The 22,039-nt window shown below is 42.9% G+C and carries 19 protein-coding genes; 15 read left to right on the top strand and 4 right to left on the bottom strand.

All coding sequences use genetic code 11. The annotated features are described in order from the left end of the window. Positions 1–12 precede the first annotated feature (12 nt). The 3 genes from INP83_RS16630 to INP83_RS16620 all read left to right on the top strand — a co-directional run bounded on the left by INP83_RS16630 (position 13) and on the right by INP83_RS16620 (position 1,575). Positions 13–486, top strand: a complete 474-nt coding sequence (locus tag INP83_RS16630; protein WP_219125148.1) for a DUF5655 domain-containing protein — start codon at positions 13–15, stop codon at positions 484–486. A 140-nt stretch (positions 487–626) separates the two neighbouring features. Then, positions 627–983: a DUF1330 domain-containing protein gene (locus tag INP83_RS16625; RefSeq protein WP_219125147.1), complete on the top strand. Its 357-nt coding sequence runs from the start codon at positions 627–629 to the stop codon at positions 981–983. 16 nt (positions 984–999) lie between these two features. Beyond that, positions 1,000–1,575 carry a Crp/Fnr family transcriptional regulator gene (locus INP83_RS16620; RefSeq protein ID WP_219125146.1) on the top strand — a complete coding sequence of 192 codons (576 nt, stop codon included), beginning with the start codon at positions 1,000–1,002 and terminating at the stop codon, positions 1,573–1,575. 197 nt (positions 1,576–1,772) lie between these two features. Here the strand turns inward: INP83_RS16620 and INP83_RS16615 are convergent, their stop codons facing one another. Further along, positions 1,773–2,948, bottom strand: a complete 1,176-nt coding sequence (locus INP83_RS16615) for a glycosyltransferase family 2 protein (protein ID WP_219125145.1) — start codon at positions 2,946–2,948, stop codon at positions 1,773–1,775. Then, positions 2,945–3,868, bottom strand: a complete 924-nt coding sequence (locus INP83_RS16610; RefSeq protein WP_219125144.1) for a glycosyltransferase family 2 protein — start codon at positions 3,866–3,868, stop codon at positions 2,945–2,947. Before INP83_RS16610 ends, INP83_RS16615 begins: the two co-directional genes overlap by 4 nt. 131 nt (positions 3,869–3,999) lie before the next feature. Here INP83_RS16610 and INP83_RS16605 point away from each other — a divergent pair, with 131 nt between their 5' ends. The 5 genes from INP83_RS16605 to INP83_RS16585 all read left to right on the top strand — a co-directional run bounded on the left by INP83_RS16605 (position 4,000) and on the right by INP83_RS16585 (position 8,522). Then, the gene (locus tag INP83_RS16605; RefSeq protein WP_219125143.1) at positions 4,000–4,893 is read left to right on the top strand and encodes an NAD(P)/FAD-dependent oxidoreductase; all 894 of its coding nucleotides are present in this window, start codon (positions 4,000–4,002) and stop codon (positions 4,891–4,893) included. A gap of 102 nt (positions 4,894–4,995) precedes the next feature. Further along, positions 4,996–5,421 carry a GNAT family N-acetyltransferase gene (locus INP83_RS16600; protein ID WP_146269673.1) on the top strand — a complete coding sequence of 142 codons (426 nt, stop codon included), beginning with the start codon at positions 4,996–4,998 and terminating at the stop codon, positions 5,419–5,421. 102 nt (positions 5,422–5,523) lie between these two features. Beyond that, complete coding sequence (locus tag INP83_RS16595; RefSeq protein WP_219125142.1) at positions 5,524–6,405, top strand: oxidoreductase; 882 nt, start codon at positions 5,524–5,526, stop codon at positions 6,403–6,405. 50 nt (positions 6,406–6,455) lie between these two features. After that, positions 6,456–7,256, top strand: a complete 801-nt coding sequence (locus tag INP83_RS16590; RefSeq protein WP_219125141.1) for an AraC family transcriptional regulator — start codon at positions 6,456–6,458, stop codon at positions 7,254–7,256. 72 nt (positions 7,257–7,328) lie between these two features. Then, a complete protein-coding gene (locus tag INP83_RS16585) occupies positions 7,329–8,522 on the top strand; it encodes a hypothetical protein (protein ID WP_255563177.1) in 1,194 nt (397 codons plus the stop codon). Here the strand turns inward: INP83_RS16585 and INP83_RS16580 are convergent, their stop codons facing one another. Both INP83_RS16580 and INP83_RS16575 read right to left on the bottom strand, forming a co-directional pair. Beyond that, the gene (locus INP83_RS16580) at positions 8,523–9,464 is read right to left on the bottom strand and encodes a hydroxypyruvate isomerase family protein (RefSeq protein ID WP_219125140.1); all 942 of its coding nucleotides are present in this window, start codon (positions 9,462–9,464) and stop codon (positions 8,523–8,525) included. A gap of 66 nt (positions 9,465–9,530) precedes the next feature. After that, a complete protein-coding gene (locus INP83_RS16575) occupies positions 9,531–11,099 on the bottom strand; it encodes an MFS transporter (RefSeq protein ID WP_219125139.1) in 1,569 nt (522 codons plus the stop codon). A gap of 115 nt (positions 11,100–11,214) precedes the next feature. Between INP83_RS16575 and INP83_RS16570 the strand changes: the two genes are divergently transcribed. The 7 genes from INP83_RS16570 to INP83_RS16540 all read left to right on the top strand — a co-directional run bounded on the left by INP83_RS16570 (position 11,215) and on the right by INP83_RS16540 (position 22,031). Then, positions 11,215–11,802, top strand: coding sequence for an RNA polymerase sigma-70 factor (locus tag INP83_RS16570; RefSeq protein ID WP_219125138.1), 588 nt, complete (start codon positions 11,215–11,217; stop codon positions 11,800–11,802). Between the two features lie 101 nt (positions 11,803–11,903). Further along, a complete protein-coding gene (locus INP83_RS16565; RefSeq protein WP_219125137.1) occupies positions 11,904–12,851 on the top strand; it encodes a FecR family protein in 948 nt (315 codons plus the stop codon). A 263-nt stretch (positions 12,852–13,114) separates the two neighbouring features. After that, on the top strand, positions 13,115–16,468 hold the full coding sequence (locus INP83_RS16560) for a TonB-dependent receptor (RefSeq protein ID WP_219125136.1): 3,354 nt from the start codon (positions 13,115–13,117) through the stop codon (positions 16,466–16,468). 11 nt (positions 16,469–16,479) lie between these two features. Then, the gene (locus INP83_RS16555; protein ID WP_219125135.1) at positions 16,480–18,126 is read left to right on the top strand and encodes a RagB/SusD family nutrient uptake outer membrane protein; all 1,647 of its coding nucleotides are present in this window, start codon (positions 16,480–16,482) and stop codon (positions 18,124–18,126) included. Positions 18,127–18,168: 42 nt separating this feature from the next. Further along, the gene (locus INP83_RS16550; protein WP_219125134.1) at positions 18,169–19,311 is read left to right on the top strand and encodes a SusE domain-containing protein; all 1,143 of its coding nucleotides are present in this window, start codon (positions 18,169–18,171) and stop codon (positions 19,309–19,311) included. A gap of 51 nt (positions 19,312–19,362) precedes the next feature. Continuing rightward, on the top strand, positions 19,363–20,529 hold the full coding sequence (locus INP83_RS16545; protein ID WP_219125133.1) for a glycoside hydrolase family 76 protein: 1,167 nt from the start codon (positions 19,363–19,365) through the stop codon (positions 20,527–20,529). A gap of 83 nt (positions 20,530–20,612) precedes the next feature. After that, positions 20,613–22,031, top strand: coding sequence for a glycoside hydrolase family 125 protein (locus INP83_RS16540; protein WP_219125132.1), 1,419 nt, complete (start codon positions 20,613–20,615; stop codon positions 22,029–22,031). Positions 22,032–22,039 lie beyond the last annotated feature (8 nt).

The raw sequence follows: 22,039 nt of genomic DNA, 5'->3' as shown, positions 1-22,039 counted from the left end.
CGTATATCAGATATGAGCTGGACTTGCCCAAGTTGCGATCGTGAACTGCCCTGGAAGGATTACCGGCACTATTGCCAACGGGTTAGTCTTGATACCCTGTCCGAAGGACGATCACCTGATTTAGTGCCGGCTTTTGATAAGATACTTGCGGAGGTAGCCGACTGGGAAAAAGTGCTAATAGGTGTAACGCCAAACTGTATCGTTTTTACGCGAAGGATGGGCTTTTTAATTATCCGGCCGATGAAAAAATGGCTCGATATTAAATTTTATTCAGCTGGGCCACATCCCGAAAAGCCTGTCATCAAAAGCAAAGCGGTTGGAAACAAATTTGAAAATCATATCCGTGTAGATACTGCCGATGATATCAGACCCGGTTTGTTCGTTTACATCAGACAGTCTTACGAGTTGATGCGAAGGAAGCGGTTGAACTCGGATATAGTTCATCTTAATGAAGCTGAGCGATCGGCAGGGAATCAATCGTCCTAAAAAGCTTTTATATCTCCAATATTTAAGTTGATAAAACTCAGCAGGCAAACTGGAATCAAGTTAATAACAGAAGCTATTATCGATTTAAACTCTTCAACTACCTGAACTTTTTTTCGGCAAACGCCTACGACCTTTGTGGCATGGTAGAGATCAATTTTCCCGATATCAAACAAGGTCAAGGACCTGTAGTAATGCTGAACCTGATAAAGTTTAAAGACAAAAAGGTTTATTTGGATGAGTATATCCCGGCTTTTGAGCAAGTGGTAAAGCAACTGGCTATTGAAGGTGTTAAGGTAAGGTTTGTAAGCGAAGTGGTGGCAAACATAGTTGCCGATGAAAACGAACAATGGGACGAGATTGTACTTGTAGAGTACCCAAGTGCAGAGGCCTTTATGACCATTGCGCAAAGCGAGATTTATCAGACAATAGCTAACCCGCTCCGCATAGCCGGGACAGCGGAGCTTAAACTGATCATGACCCGACAAATTGACTTTTAAAGGTTATACTTGCCTAATGTCTCAACTTATTTTGCGCAATTTTGCTTTACATGTGTTACTTGCTCCTGATGAAGAGGAGCAGGTACTTACATTAATGCATTGTAAAAGCTTTAAGAAGCGGGAGTTATTGGTGACACCTGGTGAAACAGAAAGGCATATCTACTTTGTTGAAGAAGGCTGTTTGCGGATGTATCATACTGATACTGATGGGCAGGAACATAATCTTTGCTTTTATACTGAAAATTGGTGGGCTTGTGATAATGTTAGTTTTTTTAAGAAAAAGCCTGCAACTCATACTATACAAGCGCTTGAAGATTCTGAGCTGTGTTGTTTCACCCTGACGGATCTGGAAAATCTTTTTAATAGTGTTCCAAAACTGGAGCGGTTCTTCCGAATCCTGATCCAGAACGGATTTGACATGTACCAACGACGGGTTACCTCAAACCTTTCCTTAACTTCCGAACAACGATACCTGGAGTTTCGGCGGCATTATCCCGGTCTTGAGCAGCGTATCAATCAAAAACACATTGCCAGCTATTTGGGCATCACAGCGGCCTTCCTTAGTATGATGCGGAAGGAAAAAGACCTTTAGATAATGTACAGCCTTCTGTAAAGAAATAACTAATTATGAAGGCGAGTTAGTCTAACCATTCATTTAGGCAGTAAAAGATCTTAGTTTCGTTGGCTGGTAACTGCAGTTATGGAGCAAGCCCAATTACCGATAATTTGATGGTAGTGTTTAGATATGTAAAGGATTGAATACAGAATAAGATTATATAGGCAAATATCTTACATTTTCCGTTGCGCCTTCTCCCAAACAGAACTTTGCTTTTTTGTGAAATAACGGATGATGCCTGCTAATACAGCGTAATTCATTACGCAGAAATAGTAAGGGATAAACAAGGCTTTTATCCTTATCTGTCGCTTCTCCATTACGAAACCTAAAAATGCAAGGCAGTAAAATAATACTTGTGCTGCAAACAAGGCTGTGTAAAACCAAGTTGTGCCATTAATAACCAAGGCCATGTTAATTACAAATGCCAGTATCAAAAAGATAGGTGTAACGGTCCAGCGTAAAACGCGATGACTTACATACTGAAACGACAGGATAGGGTATTTAAATGAAAACAAAAGGCTCTTTAAACGCAGGATAGATTGTATGCCACCTGCAGCTATACGTATTTTGCGTTTTAATTCTTCAGCAACGTTTTCTGATGCCGTTTCTACTGCATAAGCATCCGGCTCGTAAATGATACGATAGCCTTGTTCAGCTATTAGCATCGAGATCATAAAATCGTCCAACACGGTATCAGCCGGCACATCCTGGTAAAGGTCCCGTCGTACGCTGAATAATTCGCCTGCGGCACCAACAACAGAGTACAATTCAGAATCCCATTTTTTTAATGTTGATTCATATTTCCAGTAGAAACCTTCACCAGCGGCACTGGCATCTGCATTAGTGTCAACATGTACGCGTTTTTCACCTGCAACCGCACCAACCGAGCGGTCGCTGTAATGGCGGCAAATGCGCACTATGGCCTCTGGGTTCAAAAAGGTATTGGCGTCGGTAAAAACCACGGTTTCCGTATCTACATATTCCATTGCACGGTGTACCGCCGCAATTTTACCGGCACGCTCCGGTCTGTGCAATAAAGTTATCTCCGGAAATTGAGCAATGATCTCCGGCGTATTGTCTGATGAGCCATCGGTAACAAAAACATATTTTAGCTTGCCTGTCGGGTATTGCAGCTCCAGGCTGTTTCTGATCTTCTCTGCAATGAAATGAGATTCGTTGTAAGCAGCGACAACAAGCGTGCAGGTTGGTAACTCATCATCGGCAACAACAGGCAAGATAGGTTTACCTTTAGCCGCCCGTTTGGCTTTGATTATAAAGTAAAGCAGAAATCCGTAGCCCACAAAAGTATAGGCAACTATAAAAAGACTGATCCACAGTACCGCAATCATGATACCTTGTTAACCGTAAAACCAAGTTTAGTACTGTCTTTACTATTGGTAACATTCCACCACAAAGCCCTGAAAAGGATACTGATGAAGTTGTATTTTTTCTCCTTTGTGTAGTTGATGATATTACGGGGAACAACCAATAAAACGAAGTAGACATAAAATATCAGCGCTTTAAAGGCAGGCGCATTTCTCCTGATAAAGAGTATTCGATTGCGGTTCATAAAGTACTCTTTAAAGGCACTTTTTTTACCTACTGTCATCGATTCTTTGTGGTATATGGTAGCGTCGCCACGCACCCAGGCCTGGTAGCCAGATTTATTGATACGTTCGCCCCAATCAACCTCTTCATAATAGATGAAGAAATTATCGGCCATTAAGCCTGCTTTTTCGCAGGTTTCTTTCTTTACCATCATGGCACCACCATGGCAGTAACCGGTTTGGCCAAGCAGGTTATCATACTGCCCGAGGTCTTTTTCGCCTTTGCCTACCGCGCGGTTGCGACAGGTGTAGTAATCAACCAGGGTAAACCCAACATACTGAATAATGCTTCTGTCAAAATCGTAAACCAGTTTTGGAGAGATGATGCCTACTTGAGGGTGAGTGTCTAATATCTCTACCAGTTTTTGCACGAGTCCAGGCGTAAACTCGGTATCGTTATTCACCAGAAAATAATAGTCGCCGTTTGCCTGTGCAATACCGATGTTGTTACCGCCTGAGAAGCCCTCATTGGTTTCAGACCGGATAAACTTTACATCCGGAAACTTAGTGGTCCACAGCGGTACCGGGTTTACGGTGCTGCCATTGTCCACTACGATCACTTCCAGTTCGGGGTAGGTATTGGTTTCGGCAATAGATACTAAAAGCTCTTCGGTTATTTTATCCTGATTAAAATTAATGGTAACAACTGATACCTTTTTCATGCGTATATAATATGACCTAATATTACTAAAAAACATTCTCATCTACGTTCAAAGGCTGACACAAGTTTTACAAAAGAAATTTTCGTTGAAAATATTTTAAATGCAACTTTGATGCAATAAAAATATTGAGCATGGTTGATGTAATTATAATAGGTGGAAGTTTTGCAGGCTTATCGGCAGCGATGGGGTTAGGCAGATCGTTAAAGAACGTGATGGTTATAGACAATAACGACCCATGTAATAAAAAGGTAGCGCATTCGCATAACTTTATTACACATGATGGGGCCTCACCTGCACAAATAGCTCTTTCGGCGCGGCAACAGGTGTTAAAATATCCGTCGGTAAGTATATTGAACGATACGGTTGTTGAAGCAAAACCCAACAATACCCATTTTGATGTGAGGACTGCATCCGGTAATTTATTTACTGCCCGAACATTGATAATTGCAGGCGGCGTTGATGATATTTTGCCCGATATAGATGGATTTGCTGCTTGCTGGCCAACATCCATCATTCATTGCCCTTATTGCCATGGTTATGAAGAGCGGGGCAAAATGCTGGCGGTTATTGCCAACGGCGATGAGGGTTTTGAGTACGCCCGGCTTATCCATAATTGGAGTAAATATTTAACGGTATTTACCAATGGGCCAGCCACGTTTACCCAGTTACAGCGGGCTAAGTTAGAGAATAATAACATTGCAATTATTGAATCGCCCATTGCTTCATTGATACATCATAATGGGCAGGTTAGTCACGTTACTTTGACAAACGGCGGTGCACTACCTGTTGATTTTATATTTTACAAGCCTGCTTTTGGTCAAAAAAGTGACGTGCCAAAGCAACTTGGTTGCGATTTAACTAAAGCCGGACATATCCAGGTCAATATGTTTGGTGAAACTTCAGTTCCCGGTGTTTTTGCAATAGGGGATTGTGCGTCGCCCATGCGCAGCGTTGCCAACGCTGTGGCCGCAGGAAACTTTACAAGTGCATACGTTAATAAGCTTTTGATAGAAGAAGATTTTTAATAACAGAATATTGAGCAAGCCACAGGTGCTTTTTGTAGATTAGCTTTTCGGCTAAGCATTTCTGAATCCTAAGTCGGATACGAACAATCTAAATTAAAGACGATGGCTGTACCTTTAATAGTTTATCAACGTGAGTTAACGCTCAGTTCTGAAGAGTTTGTTGATGTATTAAAACGTAGCACGCTTGCAGAGCGCAGGCCGGTTGATGACGCCGAACGCATTGAAGCGATGTTGCAAAATGCAAACCTTATGATCACCGCCCGCCACAATGGTAAGTTGATAGGCGTATCACGTTCGCTAACGGATTTCGCCTTCTGTACCTATCTATCAGATCTGGCTGTTGACGAAAGTTATCAGAAGCAGGGTATAGGTGCCAGGCTCATCTACGAAACAAAAAAACACTCTGTAAAGGCAAAATTGATCTTATTAGCTGCACCCAAAGCAGTCAACTATTATCCAAAAACCGGAATGACAAGCTTTAGTCACTGTTTTCTGCTCGATGATATCAATGATCTGAAGGTTAAGTAAGCCAAAGCTGCAATTGAGCTTTAAAACAAATTAATTTGAGCTTTAAAACAAAGTGGTTTTTTCTCGCACAGGCTACCTTTGCTTTATCAAAACAAGATAATTATGGCAAAGATTTGGTTTATAACAGGCGCGTCTCGAGGTTTAGGACGCAGTCTTACAGAAGCAGTTTTAGCATCCGGTGATAAAGTGGCTGCAACAGCGCGTGATAATAAAAATTTAGAGCACTTTGTTGAAAGATACGGAGACTCAATATTACCCTTGCAGTTAGACGTGAACAACAAAGAGGAAGTGCACAGCGCGATTGCAACTACCGTCGAAAAATTTGGCTGTATAGATGTGTTGGTTAACAATGCCGGGTTCGGGATCACCGGCGCTGTAGAAGCTTACACCGATGAGCAGGTCCGCAGCCAGTTGGAAACTAATTTATATGCACCTATAGAAATAACGCGTGCCGTTCTTCCGCACATGCGCAAAAGAAGATCAGGGCATATTTTGCAGGTCAGTTCAATTGGTGGGCGCGTTGGCAGTGGCGGCGTATCTGTTTATCAGGCAGCTAAATTCGGCTTAAGTGGTTTTAGTGAAGGCTTAGCAATTGAAGTTGCTGACGTTGGCATTAAAGTTACTTGCATAGAACCTGGTGGATTCCGTACAGATTGGGCGGGTGATTCAATGACCTATGCTCCAGAAATTGAAGGCTACAGCACGGTTAACAAAAGAATAGCACATTTTAAAAGTGGCAATTTTAAGCCCACAGGTGACCCAGATAAGGCAGCAAAAATGATCATAAACATTGTCAACGAATCGGAGCCCCCGTTACACTTGCTGTTAGGTAGTGATGCGGTAGGGATTGCAAAACATTCTGAAGCCGCTAAATTGAGAGAGTTGGAAAAGTGGGAGCAGGTGAGTATGTCTACAGATGCTGATGATGCAGAAAACTTTTTTGAATCAGAAGTTGGAAAGCGTTTTCTAAGCTTGAAAAAATAAAATTATCGTGGCAAGGCTGTTAAGGCCTTGCCTTTTTGTTATTTTGATTTATGTCACAAATTGAAAAACCTATGATCTCTTATTCCTGCTACTTTACACGAAGTCGCGAAGGGGAGCAGTTTGTGCCCGAACATACCTTTAGTTATCAAATATCAGGTACGCTTACCATAACTGATGCAACAGCTACAAGTGTTTTTAACGAGGGTGACTTTAGGTTTGTTAAAAGAAATAGCCTTGTAAAATATATAAAACAGCCGCCTACAACGGGGGGCGAATTTAAGTCTGTTTCCATTTACCTTACCCAGGAAGCATTGCGGAGCTTTTGTATTGCTAATGGCTATGCATCAACCCATCAGTTGGGTACGCCATCGATCATAACGCTTCAGTCTAATAACCTGTATAAAAGTTTTATGGATTCTCTAAGTCCATACAGGGATGCCGGGACTGAAGTACTCCCGCAACTTCAGAAGCTTAAAGTTAATGAGGCCATATTGATCCTGCTGCAAACCAAACCTGAACTGGCCGATATCCTCTTCGATTTTAACGAGCCCGGAAAGATAGATCTGGAAAGTTTTATGGAAAAGAACTTCCATTTTAATGTGCAGATGAAGCGTTTTGCCTATTTGACAGGACGAAGTTTGGCAACCTTTAAGCGCGATTTTGAAAAAAAATTTAATACTACTCCAGGTAAATGGCTATTAAACAGGCGACTTAAGGAAGCATATTTTCAAATAAAAGAAAAAGGTCGTCCTGTTTCTGAGGTTTATCTCGACGTTGGTTTCGAAGATCTCTCACACTTTTCTTTTGCGTTCAAGAATAAGTTTGGTAAGCCGCCTTCTAAGATTGCTTAAAAAATCAACAATTGATCGCATTAAATAAACGTTAATTTATCGTAGCTTTAATGTTATCCAATTGTTAAGCCAATGCGTGCATTTGTTAGATATGCCTTGATTGCCAGCCTTATGTTGTTGGCGGATGTATTGCACGCGCAAGGCAATATCATACGTGTTGATTTCTACAAAGATCCATTTGTGATTAACGTCGGTCAGTCTTTAAATGTCGACTTACCTGATAATCCAACGGCCAAAAACCTGCAGGCCGCACAACAGCAATTACAGATAACTAACACCAAGCCACTGATAGAGTCACTGCTGGCGTACAAGAACGAGCATAAATTGAACGATTGGATGTATTATCAACTGATCAGAAGGGTTGCGCAGCAGATAGCTCCTAAAGACATAAATTATGCAAAATACACTTTCTATAAGTGGTTTATGTTAAATGGCTCCGGGTACGATGCACGGTTGGCGCTCTCTCACAACAAGGTTATCTTCTACGTTTACAATAATGAAGAGGTAAGGGATATCCCATACTTTATGGTGGATAATAAGCAATTTGTTTGCTTAAATATTCATGATTACGCCAATATCAATTTAAATGATGATCCGCCAAAACCGGTGCCGCTGCCTGTTCCGGGTGTGGCAAGATCTTTTTCTTACAAAGTGAACCTGATGCCCGATTTCAGGCCGGATATGGATGTTGAAAAAGACCTTTCCTTTCAGTATGCCCATAAAACCTACCACTTTAAAGTAAAAGTAAATGCCGATCAGCAAAAGGCTTTTATCAACTATCCGGGTGTTGATTTTGAAACTTATTTTAATATACCACTAAGTAAAGAAACTTACAGTTCGCTCATTCCTATTCTTAAGAAAAACGTTGATGGAATGGACGAAAAAACGGGTGTTGACTACCTGATGCGCTTTACACGTTACGCGTTTCTGTATGAAAATGATGAACAGAACTATGGCAGGGAAAAACGCTTGTCGCCAGGTGAAACACTTGCTTCTGATTACAGCGATTGTGATGATAGGGCAGCACTGTTTTTTTATTTGGTAAAAGAGATCTACAACTTGCCCATGATAGCTATGCTTTACCCAACGCATATAACCATGGCGGTAGGTTTTAACAAGCCGGTAGGGGACCCAGTTATCTATAACGGCAAGGCATATTCTGTTTGCGAGCCAACACCACAGGCAGAGGATCTAAGCATCGGGCAGCTATCCGCGAAGCTAAAAAGCGTTCCATTTAAGGTAGTCTATGCTTATGAGCCAAGATAATTATCCCAGTAAACTATCGCTTTCACGATAAGCTTGTATAACACGTTGTTCTCCCTCTTTGCCTGGCCGCGAATTCCCGTGTTCCATTCCTAAAACGCCCTTGTAGCCTTTTTCATGCAAAAATTTAAAGATGTTTTTGTAATTCACCTCACCGGTAGTAGGCTCGTTGCGGCCGGGGTTATCACCTATTTGAAAGTAACCTATCTCATCCCAGGTTAATTTAATATTGTTGATAAGGTTACCCTCATTTTTGGCCATATGGTACATATCATATAATATTTTACATGATGGGCTGTTAACGCCCTTGCATATCATATAGGTTTGCGCGGATGTGCGCAGGTAAAGATCGGGCGTGTCGCTCAAAGGTTCCAGCACCATTACAATTCCATGTGGTTCTAAAATTTCAGCTCCTTTGCGCAGCGCCGTTATCACGTTGGCGTTCTGAATATCGAGTGGTAAATTTCGCTGAAAGTCACCCGGAACTACTGTAGCCAGTTTACCACCGCAACGTTTTGAAACTTCAACTGCCTGCCGGCAACCTTTTAAAAATATATCTACGTACTCTTGTTTACCAGCCGCTAATGTGTTTGCACCGTTACCGCCTTTGTCTACCACAAAAACACCCATTTGCATGCCCAGTTTTGATAGCAGGTTACCTATTTTCTCTTGTTCCTCGGGCGTACGGCCAGCCATTCCGTTATCTTCTATCGCCCGGAAACCCTGGTCGTACATGAATTTGATCTGATCAAGAAAGTTGCTCCCTACGGAATTTTTAAACATACCATCGTGTGGAGCATAATTAAGGTTAAATGTTTTGCCAGCCACTGTTGCTGCCGTTTCACCGTTATTACAGCTTGCGGCAGTGCTGCCTAAAACGGCATTGCCTGTTAAAACCGCTCCTGCAGCAAGTGCGCTGTTCTTTATAAAACTTCCTCTGTTCATAATACATGTAAAATAGGTTCTTACGAGATGGTAATATCTCATTTTTTTATGATGATAAAACCTGATTTATGAATTTTCTGCAGATGTACTCTGATCTGATGATTTTACCGCTTCGTTTTTAACAAGCAGCAAAGCCATAAAAGCACCCATGAGCGCCAAAGCAGCCGAAATACGCATTACATTGCCATAAGCGTTTATAAAGCTTTGCCTGTAGGCGATCTCGACCGTTTTTGTAAGCTGCTTCGACGTGCTTTTTGGAGGTTTGGCATTGCCGAGGTTCGCGCTTTGTTGTATGATCTGTTCTTTTAATTGTGCTGGTACTTTTGCATCCTTAAGTTGAGTTTGCAGTGCAGCAGAGAACAACACCACCGCCAGTGCACCCATTATGGCATTTGCAAAAACGCTTGCCACCCGGCTAATAGCGTTGTTCACCCCCGATGCCACACCGGAGAAATGTTCGCTTACCGAGCCCATTACAGTTGCTGTAAGAGGAGAAACTGTGAAAGACATACCAAGGCCAAACAACAGTATTCCCGGGAAAAAACTTGTCCAGTAGGCCGCCGGGCCGCTGGTTTGTTTAACAAATGATAGTATTAGTAAGCCAACGGCTGCAAGGGCAGGGCCGCCTGTTAAAAATAGGCGTGGGCCATACTTGTATGCTAAAGCGCCGGCAAAGCGCGCTACACCAACCATAAGTAAAGTAAAAGGCAAAAACGATAGGCCCGATTGCAGTTGACTGTAGCCTTGTGCCTGCACCATATTAAGCCCCATAAAAAGCATGGCAGCCCCAAGCCCTGCATATAAAAATAGCGTTAGTAAGTTAGCGCCGGTAAAGGTCATGTTCTTAAATAGATTTAATGGCATCATGGGATATTTGCTTGTCTTCTCTATCAATACAAAAACGATTAAAAAAGCTATTCCCATGGTTATTGAACCTGCCGTTTGCCAGTGTTGCAAGCCAAGAGCTGGCATTCGCAAAAAGCCAAAAGTGAGCATTGCTAAGCCAAGGGCGATGGTAAAAGCCCCCCAAATATCAATGGAAGGGTTTTCGTCAACTTCGCGGCTTTCGGCTACATTATTCCAAAGAATTAGCAATGCTACAATCCCGATGGGTATGTTGATAAAGAAGATATAACGCCATAAACCTGCATCGGCAAAGGCACCGCCCAATATAGGACCGCCCATGGTCACTACAGTGGTAAAGGCCGACCAGGTACCAATAGCTTTACCTCGTTCCTTCGGATTAATGGTAGATGAAATAAGTGAAAGGCTCCCCGGTATCATAAACGCGCCGCCAAGGCCTTGTAATACCCGGAAGATGATAAGCCAAGTAATATTATTGGCCAGCCCGCACAAGGCAGAACCGCAGATAAATACAAATATGCCTGCCATAAATACTTTTTTACGGCCGAGCTTATCGCCTAAGGATCCGCCAACCAGTATGAGCGCGGCGAGTACTAACAGATAGGCATTAAGTAGCCAAAAAAGATCTGCCGCGCTGGCATTAAGGCTTTGCTGTAGGGCAGGCAATACAACGTTAAGTGCGGTGCCATCTATAAATGCCATGGCCGATGCCATTATGCAAGAGACCATGGTCCATTTACCTGCTTTACTGTTTAATGCTACTGTTGCCATGCAAATTGTGCCTGTGCTATTTTTTCAACCATTTACACTAAGGTATTTTAATTTTCAAATAAACTTTGTAATTATGCGTTACCAATTTTAATCAAAAAACCGCTTTCTTTTCGCTATGTATCCACTGAAGGAATATCAGATGTGGCCCGATGCAGATTTGCTTACGATGCTGCGGGACGACGACCGAATTGCGTTTGAGGTGCTGTATAACAAGTATTCCTCAAAGGTATATGCTGTCGCGTATAACCTATTTAGGGATAAGGATGTTTGCGAAGATCTTGTACAAGAGCTGTTTGTTGATCTTTGGGCAAAACGATCGACACTTAGGATAACGTCATTAGAGTGGTATTTAAAGGTAGCCATAAAAAATAGGGTACTGATGTATATCCGATCTAAAAAAGCAACCTTAGATATATCAGCTATTGCCATGCTCACAGAGAAATACAGCACGGATAGCAAAGTACTCCAAAAAGACATCTCAGCTATTTTAGACGAAAATGTTGGCCGCCTGCCCGAGCGTTGCCGGGAGATCTTTACACTTAGTCGTAAAGAGTACCTGTCAAATAAGGAGATCGCACTGCGTTTGAATATTTCGGTTAAAACTGTGGAGAACCAAATGACCATTGCCCTGCGCCACCTGCGCACCGGCCTTACAGATTACCTGCCTGCGGTAATAGCTGCACTTCTGTTGCAGTTATTTTAAATTCATCTGCCGGAAAAATCCAATTGTTTTATTTTTTTAAAAATATTTTACGCTGGCTTAGGGGGTAGCCTTTCGCATAGCATCTTACATCTATAAACCGAATGAGAAAGTTCACTTTTCTTAGAAAAAAAATTGAAGCCAAAGACCGTGCTTTGCAGGAAAATCTCGTACAAAAATATTTTGACGAGCTTGACCTAACCAAGCAAACGGATGCTACCGGCTTTGATAATGATGCTGTTTACAACCGCATCACCCAACAAATTGATGCCATGCCGGCAGAGAAAAGCAACAATAAGAAAAAGTGGATAGCCGCAGCATCGGTTATTGCAGTACTGGCAACAGCAGGCGTTTTGTACCAAAAGAAAAACCAGGTAATGGATGTGGTATCGCCAATTGCGCAAAAGCAACTGGTTACAGCGGGCAGCCAGGTGGCAAACTTGACGTTGTCTGATGGTACCAAAGTATGGCTTAACGGCGGCAGCAAACTGAGTTATCCCGAAACGTTTAGAGGAGATAAACGTGAGGTAACTATTACCGGTGAAGCATTTTTAGAGGTGACCCACAACGATAAAATGCCTTTCATAGTGCATAGCGGTAAGGTACGCACACAGGTGTTAGGCACAAGCTTTAACATAAAGGCTTATCCTAACGAAAACTTTGTTAAGGTTGATGTAGCAACAGGTAAAGTAGGTGTTATGGCTCCTGCACAAAAAACGGTGTTCTTAACACCTCAGCAAGAAGCGGTACTTGATAATAAAAACGGCAAAGTTACCACAGCTGCTAACGTGGATGTGAATGCATTAACGGGCTGGAGAGACGGCAGCTTTATCGTGAAAAATATGCCGCTTGCAGAAGTTTTGAACGTGATACAGCGCCGCTTTGGTGTGCTGATAAAAGCCGATAACAACCTCTCGCAATGTTCAATAACCGCCAATTTTACTAATGTGTCTTTACAAAATGTGATGAAGATCATTTCAAAACTGGTAAAAGGCAGGGCTATACAGGGCGCAGATGGCAGTAGCTACCAACTAAAGGGCAAAGGCTGCTGAGTTTTAAAGAGAAACCAATTGTAATTAATAGATAAATATCCATTAACACCTAAATTAATACTGCATGAGGACATAAATACATAAAAAAACCCTGTCAAATGGGCATTTGAACAGGGCGATTAAAATGCCGGGTTATTATTAAGTGTACGTAACAGAGGGTCGAATTCTTAACGTAGCACTTGAATTTCAAACACTTTAATTTATTCAAATCTATGAATATATCTCTATTATCAAATGGAGTGGTTCGTTATGTATTAATATTAATGAAATATACCTCGCTTGCCTGCTTTGTAGTTTGTTTGATGTGTTTAACTGCAATTGCAGATACATCTTACGGACAAAGATTTTTAGAGCAAAACGTAACGCTGCAGGTTAAAAACCAAAAGCTTACGGATGTGCTGGATAAGATCGCATCTAATAATCAAGTTAAGTTTGCTTACGCAGATAACTTGTTAAAGCAGTCGTACAGGGTAAATATCAACGTAAACAACAAGAGCGTAAAAGAAGTGCTCAACCAGGTTTTAACTCCGTTTAACCTGGCCTATAAAGTAATTGACGATGTAATTGTTATATCAGACAGGAGCGAGGTGCAAACCATCGCAGGTTCGGCAATTGGTGCACCTAACGCAGTACGCGTACAAGGTACCGTGGTAGATGACACCGGCCTTGCCTTACCTGGTGTAAGCGTAAAAGTAAAAGGTACCGGTACAGGTACGGTTACTGATGTAAGCGGCAGGTTTGCATTAGACGCACCGGGGCCTGATGCTGTACTGGTTTTCAGCTTTGTTGGTTTTGATACCCAGGAAATTCCTGTGGGTAATCAAACTAATTTCAAAGTACAGCTTAAGGCATCGCAAAACTCGTTGAACGAGGTTGTAGTTGTTGGTTACGGCACACAAAAACGTGTAAACGTTATTGGCGCTGTTGACCAGGTTACTGCCAAGGCCATAGAAGGTAAACCTGCGGTGAACTTAACGCAGGCCTTACAAGGAACATCCCCAAACCTTATCATACAGCAAACAAGCAATGAGCCGGGCGCTTACCAAACCATTAACATACGTGGTGTTAGTACATTTGGTAATAATAACCCGCTCATTGTTATCGATGGCATCACCGGCGGCGATCTTAACCTATTAAACCCTAATGACATCGAAAGCGTTTCGGTATTAAAGGATGCTGGTAGTGCTGCTATCTACGGTTCACGTTCATCAAACGGTGTAATTTTAGTTACCACCAAAAAAGGCAGCAAAAACACTGCAGCATCGCTTACCTACAATGGGCAGGCTGGTGTGCAGGTACCACGCGTTGGTTACAAACCGGTACACGCTTGGGAAAATGCTGTATTGCGTAACCAGGCAGTAGTAAATGCCGGATTGACACCCATTTACACACCAGAGCAGATCCGCCAGTTTCAACAAACAGGCGATCAGAAATGGTTTTTGGATGAGATTTTGCAGAATGCGCCGCAACAAAGTCATAATTTGAGCCTGTCTGGCGGTAATGCAAATTCATCATACTTGATCTCTGCCGGTGTATTGGATCAGCGTAACAACCTGGTTGGTCCGGGTTATGGTTTACGCAGGTATAATTATCGCATGAACCTGACTTCGGAGTTCGGTAAACTTAAGGTAACCGGTATCCTGTCATATTCTCGCACCGAAATCAAAGAGCATTCTTTTAACACCGGTACACTGATCGTTGATGCCGGTCGTACACCAACCTACTATCCAATTAAAGATGCCAACGGAAATTACTTAACCAATGATGTATTGGCGGAGTTTAATCCGCTGGGTATTCTTGAAAAGGGTGGTTACCGTAAACGCGATAACGATAACGTATTTGGTAATTTAACCGCAGAACTGAACGTTACCAAAGACTTTAAATTGAAAGGTGTTTTTGGTGGTACTTTGCTTTCTAACCACATGTTTGCGCGCGTTACGCAGGTAAATTTCCTTCCTAAAGGTACTTACGGGGCAGACAGGAATACCAATGATGATAACAACAAAAACCTGTTCACTAACGCACAGTTTTTGGCGCAATACACCAAAACTATTGCAAAAGATCATAATGTGGATGTTTTAGTAGGTGTGGCTAACGAGTCGACTACAGATCGCTCAAATTACATCCGCCTTAAATTTACCGACCCTGAATTGGGTACGCCAATTACAGGTACTACGATAGATGCATCTCCATCTAACCTTAATACCAGCGAAACCAGCCTTAACTCTGTATTCGGTCGGGCGTCTTACTCTTACAAGAATAAATATTATGCGGAGTTTGACTTCAGGGTTGACGCATCTTCTAAGTTTGCTTCTAACCATCGTAATGCCTTCTTCCCTTCAGTAACTGCAGGTTACCGTTTAACCGAGGAAGACTTTATGCAGGATTATCGCAGCAATGTGGGTGATCTGAAATTGAGAGGCTCATACGGTATCCTGGGTAACCAAAATGTAAATAACTATCAATACTTGAGCACTATTGGCCCTATCAGAAACGGTGATGGCACCATCAACAATTCTGTTTACGGTTTTAACGGCACGCCGGTAGGTGGTGCAGGTATTTCATTTGCCAACCCGGATATCCGTTGGGAGCGCGCAGCAACCTTTGACTTAGGTGTTGATGCAACTTTCTTTAATAGCGCTTTAACCGTTTCTGCAGACTACTTTAACAAAAGGACAAAAGATATTTTGCTGCCACCGGTAGTACCGGGTGTTTTTGGTGCAGGCTTACCTGATTATAACGCCGGCGAAGTACAAAACCGCGGTTGGGAGCTTAACATTAACTACCGTGTAAAAACCGGTGCATTTAACCACAGCTTTGCCTTTAACGTAGGCGACACCAAGAACAAGATATTAAAACTTGAAGGCGGCGACCAGTTGCGCAGCTACGATGAGATGCAATTGCTTAACAAAGTGGGTTTGCCAATTGGTTCGTATGTTGCACTTAAACGCGATGGTTATTTCCAAAACATCGATGAAGTAAATGCAGGCCCAAAACCGGCTGGTTTAACGCTTTCTCCCGGCGATAACCGCTATGTAGATGTTAACAAAGACGGTGTTATCGATGATAATGACAAGTTTGTTTTTGGTAACGGTTTCCCTCGTTTAACATTTGGTTTTACTTACAACCTTGCTGTTAAAAACTTTGATTTCAACCTGTTCTTACAAGGTGTTGGTAAGCGTAACATGTTCATCAGAGGTGAGCAGGTTGAGCCTTTCCACGTAAACTACTCGCAGGTAATTTACCAGCACCAATTAGATTACTGGACACCTCAAAACCCCGATGCACGTTTCCCGCGCCTTGCAGCAAGCGGCAGCCAGTCTAACGAGAACAACTTCCGCCGTGGTTCTGATATGTACATTTTTGACGGTAAGTATTTACGCGTTAAGAACGTACAAATTGGTTATACACTGCCGGTTGGCGTCGCCAAACACATTGGTATGAGAAAAGTGAGGGCTTACTTAACAGGCCAAAACCTGCTTACATTCTCACCGGTAAAATTCATTGACCCGGAAATAACAGAGTTGGGCGGTAACATTACTGCTAATGGTGCCAACAGTGCGCGCTCATATCCGCTGCCGGTTTATTACGGTTTTGGTTTGGATATCACACTTTAATCAACATTAACATGAAGAGATATAATATCAATAAAATAGGGTTGGTGCTGGTGCTGGTTACGGTATTATCAGCATGTAAAAAATTGGACCTGTTGCCGCAAGACAGGTTTACTGACGCCAACTACTGGACAACTGCAGACAAGGCCAACAACGTGCTTAACACTGCATACTCGCAGATCATGAGCAGCGGCGATTTCTTCTTTAACGAAGCAATGTCTGATAACGCGTTCAACGGAAGGGGAGATAATAACGGTGTTGCTTCAATCGCAGCCGGAACTTATGATCCGTCGTTAGGTCGTTTCAAAGGGGAGTGGGGCGCTCATTATGGCGCTATCAAAACCTCAAACATTTTCCTGGAGAATGTTGACAGAGTTCCGAATATGGATGCTACTCTCAAAGCACGGATGAAAGCCGAAGCGCGTTTTTTACGGGCATGGCATTACTTTATGTTGGAGACCTGGTGGGGCGATGTGCCGCTGATCCAGAAAGACATTACTATAGATGAATCTAAAACCATTACCCGTACGCCTAAAGCGGATGTAGTATCATTTATTCTAAAAGAACTGGATGATGCCTCTGCAGCTCTGCCTACGAATACCACCTACGCGCAGACAGATCGTGGCCGGGTTACAAAAGGTGCTGCTATTGCACTTAAGGCGAGGGTATTATTGTATCAAAGCCGCTGGGCAGATGTAGCTACAGAGTGCGAAAAGCTGATAGGCAAAACTGATAATGGTACTTACGCTTTGTTCTCTACTTACGGTGGCATCTTTGCGCCGCAGAACGAGTACAATAGTGAAGTGATATTTGACCTGGAATACATGCCGACAACAGTAAGCGGCAACAACAGGTATTATACCGATCTGAGGGATATGGTGCCAATTTCCGTAGGTGGTCGTTTAAATGCGCTTGCCCCAACTCAGGAGCTTGTTGACAGCTACCTGATGACCAATGGTAAAAAACCACGCGACGCTGGTTCAGGTTATAACGAAAACAACCCGTATGTAAACCGTGACCCTCGTTTAACCTACACCATTGTTTACCACAACTATCAATGGGATCTGCGTGATGGTAGTTTAAAGACCATTTATATTAAACCGGGCACTGATCCTAACCAACCAGGTTTGGATGAATATGTACCAGGTTCAACGGTGTCACCAACGGGTTATTACGTGCACAAATACTATGACCGTACTTCAAAAGTTGATGATTTTGGCTCGGGTGTAAACCTTATCCTGATCCGCTATGCAGATGTGCTGATGATGTATGCTGAAGCAAAAACAGAACTTGGCCAAATGAACGCTTCAATATGGTCGCAAACCGTAGGAGCGCTGCGTTCGCGTGCTGGCTTTACCGATGCAAATGCATTAAATTATCCGGCGGTAGGCCAAAGCGATATGCGCGAGATCGTTCGTAACGAACGTCGCGTTGAATTTGCCCTGGAAGGCTTAAGGGTATTTGATATCCGTCGTTGGAGAATTGCCGAGAATGTTTTAAACGGTTGGGCACACGGTGCTAAGTACGGTGCTGCCGGCGTAGATAACGGTTATATACGCGCTAACCTGCGCACGTTTGATAAGAACAAGAACTACCTGTGGCCAATACCGCGCGATGAGCGGGCTATTAATCCTAACCTCACTCAAAACCCGGGCTGGTAATCAAAAATCATCATTAGAAAAATTTTATAATCAAACAAGATCATGAAAAATATTTTTTACTGCATTGTTGCAGGTTTCGCGGCGCTGCTGGTTATGGCAGGCTGCAAAAAAGAAGATAAATCATTAGATAAAGCCACTGTTACACCTGTTAACACTTTGTTCGCACCGGAAGATGCAAAGGCTGTGAAAATCCCTTCGGGGGCATCGGGTTCGGTATCCTTTGAGTGGGAGCAATCACGCGCCTCAGACAACGGTTTAGTTCAGTACGAAGTGGCTTTTGATAAAGAGGGCGGCGATTTCTCAAAACCACTTTATTCTGTTCCATCAGATGGCAACGGTTTGTACAACAAGCTTACCGTATCATACAGCGATCTGAACAAGATAGCTTCACTTGCAGGTGCAAAGCCGGAAGAGATCGCAAAATTGATATGGACTGTGCGTTCATCAAGAGGTATCAATCTTTCGGTAGCGTCATCAAAACGTACCATCTCGGTACAGCGCCCGGTTGGTTTTGAAAGTCCGGATGCGGTTTACCTAACCGGTTCGGCAACCGAAGGCGGTGCAGATATTGCCAACGCCATTAAAATGAAAAAAGTGGGCGAAGGTAAATTTGAAGCTTACACTTCTTTAAAAGCCGGTAGCTACCAATTTGTTGATGCTAAAACAGGTATCATCAACAAATACTCATACAACGGTACCAGGTTGGTTGAACAAGGCGAAACTGCAGTGACAGGCGCTACTAAGATCTACAAAATAGAAGTGAGCTTTAACGATGCGTTGTTTAAAGCAACCGAAGTAACCAGGTTAGGCTTGTGGTTCTCTGCCGATAGCAAAATCTGGTTCGATCTTGATTACACAGGCAACGGAACCTGGGAAGCTAAGAACAAGTCTATTGTATTCCACCAGGAAAGCTGGGGTCGCGATGAACGTTATAAGTTCAGGTTCACCTATAAGAATGCTGATAATACAACAACAGATCAATACTTCGGTAGCTCTAACAGGGATAACAGCGCTGCAACAGCCGCAACTGCACCATCTTATTTCTACATGGTGCCGGTTGATAATTCGGTTTACGATTACACCTTCAAATTTAATCACGATCTGGATAACAAGACAGGCGATGTTAAGGTGATCTTTAATGCAGATGTAGCGGCTTACACGCACACCGTTACAGCATCTAAATAAGTTTAACCGTATGGCAGGCATACCTGCCGTACATTATAAACCCAATTTAATATGATAATCGATATCAAAAATATAAAGCGGTTTGCAATGATGTGTACAGCAACGCTGTTACTCACATCCTGCTTAAAAGACAAACCTTTTCCGCTTTACGGCGATAAGGCAGTGTCTCAAAAATTTGATTTTACCTACAGCAAAACAGCAGATACACTGCAGGATAAAACATATTCAACGTTCCTTTCTGCAAACGGTAATTACTTTGTTGCCAATAACCAGGGTAATACAACTTACAATTACTGGCCACAGGCACATACGCTTGATGCCTTTACCGATGCCTACCTGCGTACCAAAAGCGATGTTTACAAACAACGCATGAAATCGTTATTAACGGGTACTTACAAAGCTAATGGTAACCGTTATGAGAATGATTACTATGACGATATGGAGTGGCTGGCTTTAGCGAGTTTGCGCGCTTATCAGGCTACTAATGACGCTGATTACCTAACCGCAGCCAAAACACTTTGGACTGACATAAAAAAAGGTAAGAATGATCAGCAGGGTGGCGGCATAGCCTGGCGAAAATCGCAGTTAGGTTATAAAAATACACCTGCTAACGCACCGGCGATAATTTTTGCCGCACGTTTATATCAATTAGAGAAAAATCAGGCCGATCTTGACCTGGCTAAAGAACTTTACTCTTGGTTAAAGGGTAAGCTATTTGATGCAAGTGGTATAGTTTGGGATGGCGTAAACTCTAAAGGCGACGGCGCCATCGACAAAAATAAATTCACCTACAACCAGGGTGTGTTTATGGGAGCTGCCCTTGAGCTTTACAACGCAACCGGCGATGCAAGCTACCTGAATGATGCAGCCACTAACGCCACTGCAACTATCAAAGACCTTGATATTGCACCCGGCGGCTTGCTAAGGAACGAAGGCCAGGGCGATGGCGGTTTGTTCAAAGGCATACTGGTACGTTACCTAACGCTGGTAGCGCTTAAGCAGGATGTGCCATCGGCAAGCAGGGATGCATACATTGCGTTTTTAAAGTATAATTCTGAAACGCTTTTTGCAAAGGGTATCAGCAGGCCGGATTTCTTCGTAGGATCTGACTGGAAAACGAAACCCGACGCAACAACTACAACAGACCTAACCACCCAGATAAGTGGTGTTACTACAATGGAGGCTGCTGCGGTATTAAAGGCCGCGGGCAAACTTTAAACAATTGAGAACGATCTTCCGGCTGCAAAGCCGGAAGATTTTTTATTTTTACTTCAAAAAATTTTCACTACCAAAATAGAATAATGAAGAGAAGGCAATTTATAGGCAGTACCACCTTACTTGGTGCAGGCGTTTTAATGAATAAGTTTTCGTTGGCAGCTTCTTCGGCTGCTTTTCCGGTTGTGAGGGTACCTGCGGCTAAACGCCACTTTAAAAGTACCTCTGTTGAGAAAGCGATAAGTGAGTTTAAATCAAAGGTTAAAAACCCTGAACTGGGCTGGCTTTTTGAAAACTGTTTCCCAAATACGCTTGATACTACCGTTACCTATAAACTGGTTGATGGCAAACCTGACACCTATGTAATTACAGGAGATATTGATGCCATGTGGCTGCGTGATAGCAGTGCACAGGTTTGGCCGTACCTTGCTTTCATTAATAAAGATAAAGAATTGAAGAACCTGGTTGCGGGTGTTATCAACCGTCAGGTTACCAATATACTGCGCGACCCCTATGCAAATGCTTTCTATGATGACCCTAACAAAGTAGGCGAGTGGAAGGATGATGTAACCGATATGAAACCGGGCTTGCATGAGCGTAAATGGGAGATAGATTCATTATGTTACCCCATCCGTTTGGGTTACAAATACTGGAAATTAACCGGAGATACTTCGCCATTTGATGCCCGCTGGAAATCGGCTATACAAAGCGTACTGAAAACTTTTAAAGAGCAACAGCGTAAGGAAAACGACGGCCCATACTCTTTCCAGCGTAAAACAGCATGGGCTACAGACGGTGTGCCGATGAATGGTTTTGGTTACCCTGTTAAACCAGTTGGTTTGATCTGTTCATCATTCCGCCCGAGCGATGATGCTACTATCTATTCGTTTCTTATCCCTTCAAATTTCTTTGCAGTAGTGAGCTTAAATCAAGCTGCGGAGATGGTAAGCACGATCTTAAAAGATACAGCCCTTGCCGGCCAGTTAACGGCTTTGGCCAACGAGGTAAATGCCGCCCTGCAGAAACACGCCGTGATAGACCACCCGGATTATGGAAAGATATATGCTTACGAGGTGAACGGCTTCGGAAGCTTCAACTTAATGGATGATGCCAACGTACCGAGTTTACTGGGCTTACCTTATCTTGATGCGATCAAAAATACTGATCCGGTATATCTCAACACCCGCAAAATGCTTCTATCGCTAAACAACCCGTTCTTTTTTAAAGGTACGGCAGGTGAGGGCATAGGCGGCCCGCATATTGGTAAGGATATGGTTTGGCCAATCAGTATCATTATTCGCGCACTTACTAGCAACAACGACACAGAGATAAAGGAATGTATTGAGATGTTACGCAAAACGCATGGCGGTACAGGTTTTATGCACGAGTCGTTCCATAAAAATGATCCAACTAAATTTACCCGCAGCTGGTTTGCGTGGGCAAATACCTTATTTGGCGAGTTGCTTTGGGAAACTTATACAACTAAGCCACAATTATTAGGCTAAACCGATTA

It is taken from the genome of Mucilaginibacter sp. 21P, assembly GCF_019331605.1.
Lineage (GTDB): Bacteria > Bacteroidota > Bacteroidia > Sphingobacteriales > Sphingobacteriaceae > Mucilaginibacter > Mucilaginibacter achroorhodeus.
Note: the sequence above shows the minus strand (reverse complement) of the source record. Positions and strands in the feature narration are given on the sequence as shown.

What these genes read in the sequence shown, in the direction of transcription:
- INP83_RS16630 (WP_219125148.1), top strand. Translation starts at nt 13, where the DNA reads ATGAGCTGGACTTGCCCAAGTTGCGATCGTGAACTGCCCTGGAAGGAT.
- INP83_RS16625 (WP_219125147.1), top strand. Translation starts at nt 627, where the DNA reads ATGGTAGAGATCAATTTTCCCGATATCAAACAAGGTCAAGGACCTGTA.
- INP83_RS16620 (WP_219125146.1), top strand. Translation starts at nt 1,000, where the DNA reads ATGTCTCAACTTATTTTGCGCAATTTTGCTTTACATGTGTTACTTGCT.
- INP83_RS16615 (WP_219125145.1), bottom strand. Translation starts at nt 2,948, where the DNA reads ATGATTGCGGTACTGTGGATCAGTCTTTTTATAGTTGCCTATACTTTT.
- INP83_RS16610 (WP_219125144.1), bottom strand. Translation starts at nt 3,868, where the DNA reads ATGAAAAAGGTATCAGTTGTTACCATTAATTTTAATCAGGATAAAATA.
- INP83_RS16605 (WP_219125143.1), top strand. Translation starts at nt 4,000, where the DNA reads ATGGTTGATGTAATTATAATAGGTGGAAGTTTTGCAGGCTTATCGGCA.
- INP83_RS16600 (WP_146269673.1), top strand. Translation starts at nt 4,996, where the DNA reads ATGGCTGTACCTTTAATAGTTTATCAACGTGAGTTAACGCTCAGTTCT.
- INP83_RS16595 (WP_219125142.1), top strand. Translation starts at nt 5,524, where the DNA reads ATGGCAAAGATTTGGTTTATAACAGGCGCGTCTCGAGGTTTAGGACGC.
- INP83_RS16590 (WP_219125141.1), top strand. Translation starts at nt 6,456, where the DNA reads ATGTCACAAATTGAAAAACCTATGATCTCTTATTCCTGCTACTTTACA.
- INP83_RS16585 (WP_255563177.1), top strand. Translation starts at nt 7,329, where the DNA reads ATGCGTGCATTTGTTAGATATGCCTTGATTGCCAGCCTTATGTTGTTG.
- INP83_RS16580 (WP_219125140.1), bottom strand. Translation starts at nt 9,464, where the DNA reads ATGAACAGAGGAAGTTTTATAAAGAACAGCGCACTTGCTGCAGGAGCG.
- INP83_RS16575 (WP_219125139.1), bottom strand. Translation starts at nt 11,099, where the DNA reads ATGGCAACAGTAGCATTAAACAGTAAAGCAGGTAAATGGACCATGGTC.
- INP83_RS16570 (WP_219125138.1), top strand. Translation starts at nt 11,215, where the DNA reads ATGTATCCACTGAAGGAATATCAGATGTGGCCCGATGCAGATTTGCTT.
- INP83_RS16565 (WP_219125137.1), top strand. Translation starts at nt 11,904, where the DNA reads ATGAGAAAGTTCACTTTTCTTAGAAAAAAAATTGAAGCCAAAGACCGT.
- INP83_RS16560 (WP_219125136.1), top strand. Translation starts at nt 13,115, where the DNA reads ATGAAATATACCTCGCTTGCCTGCTTTGTAGTTTGTTTGATGTGTTTA.
- INP83_RS16555 (WP_219125135.1), top strand. Translation starts at nt 16,480, where the DNA reads ATGAAGAGATATAATATCAATAAAATAGGGTTGGTGCTGGTGCTGGTT.
- INP83_RS16550 (WP_219125134.1), top strand. Translation starts at nt 18,169, where the DNA reads ATGAAAAATATTTTTTACTGCATTGTTGCAGGTTTCGCGGCGCTGCTG.
- INP83_RS16545 (WP_219125133.1), top strand. Translation starts at nt 19,363, where the DNA reads ATGATAATCGATATCAAAAATATAAAGCGGTTTGCAATGATGTGTACA.
- INP83_RS16540 (WP_219125132.1), top strand. Translation starts at nt 20,613, where the DNA reads ATGAAGAGAAGGCAATTTATAGGCAGTACCACCTTACTTGGTGCAGGC.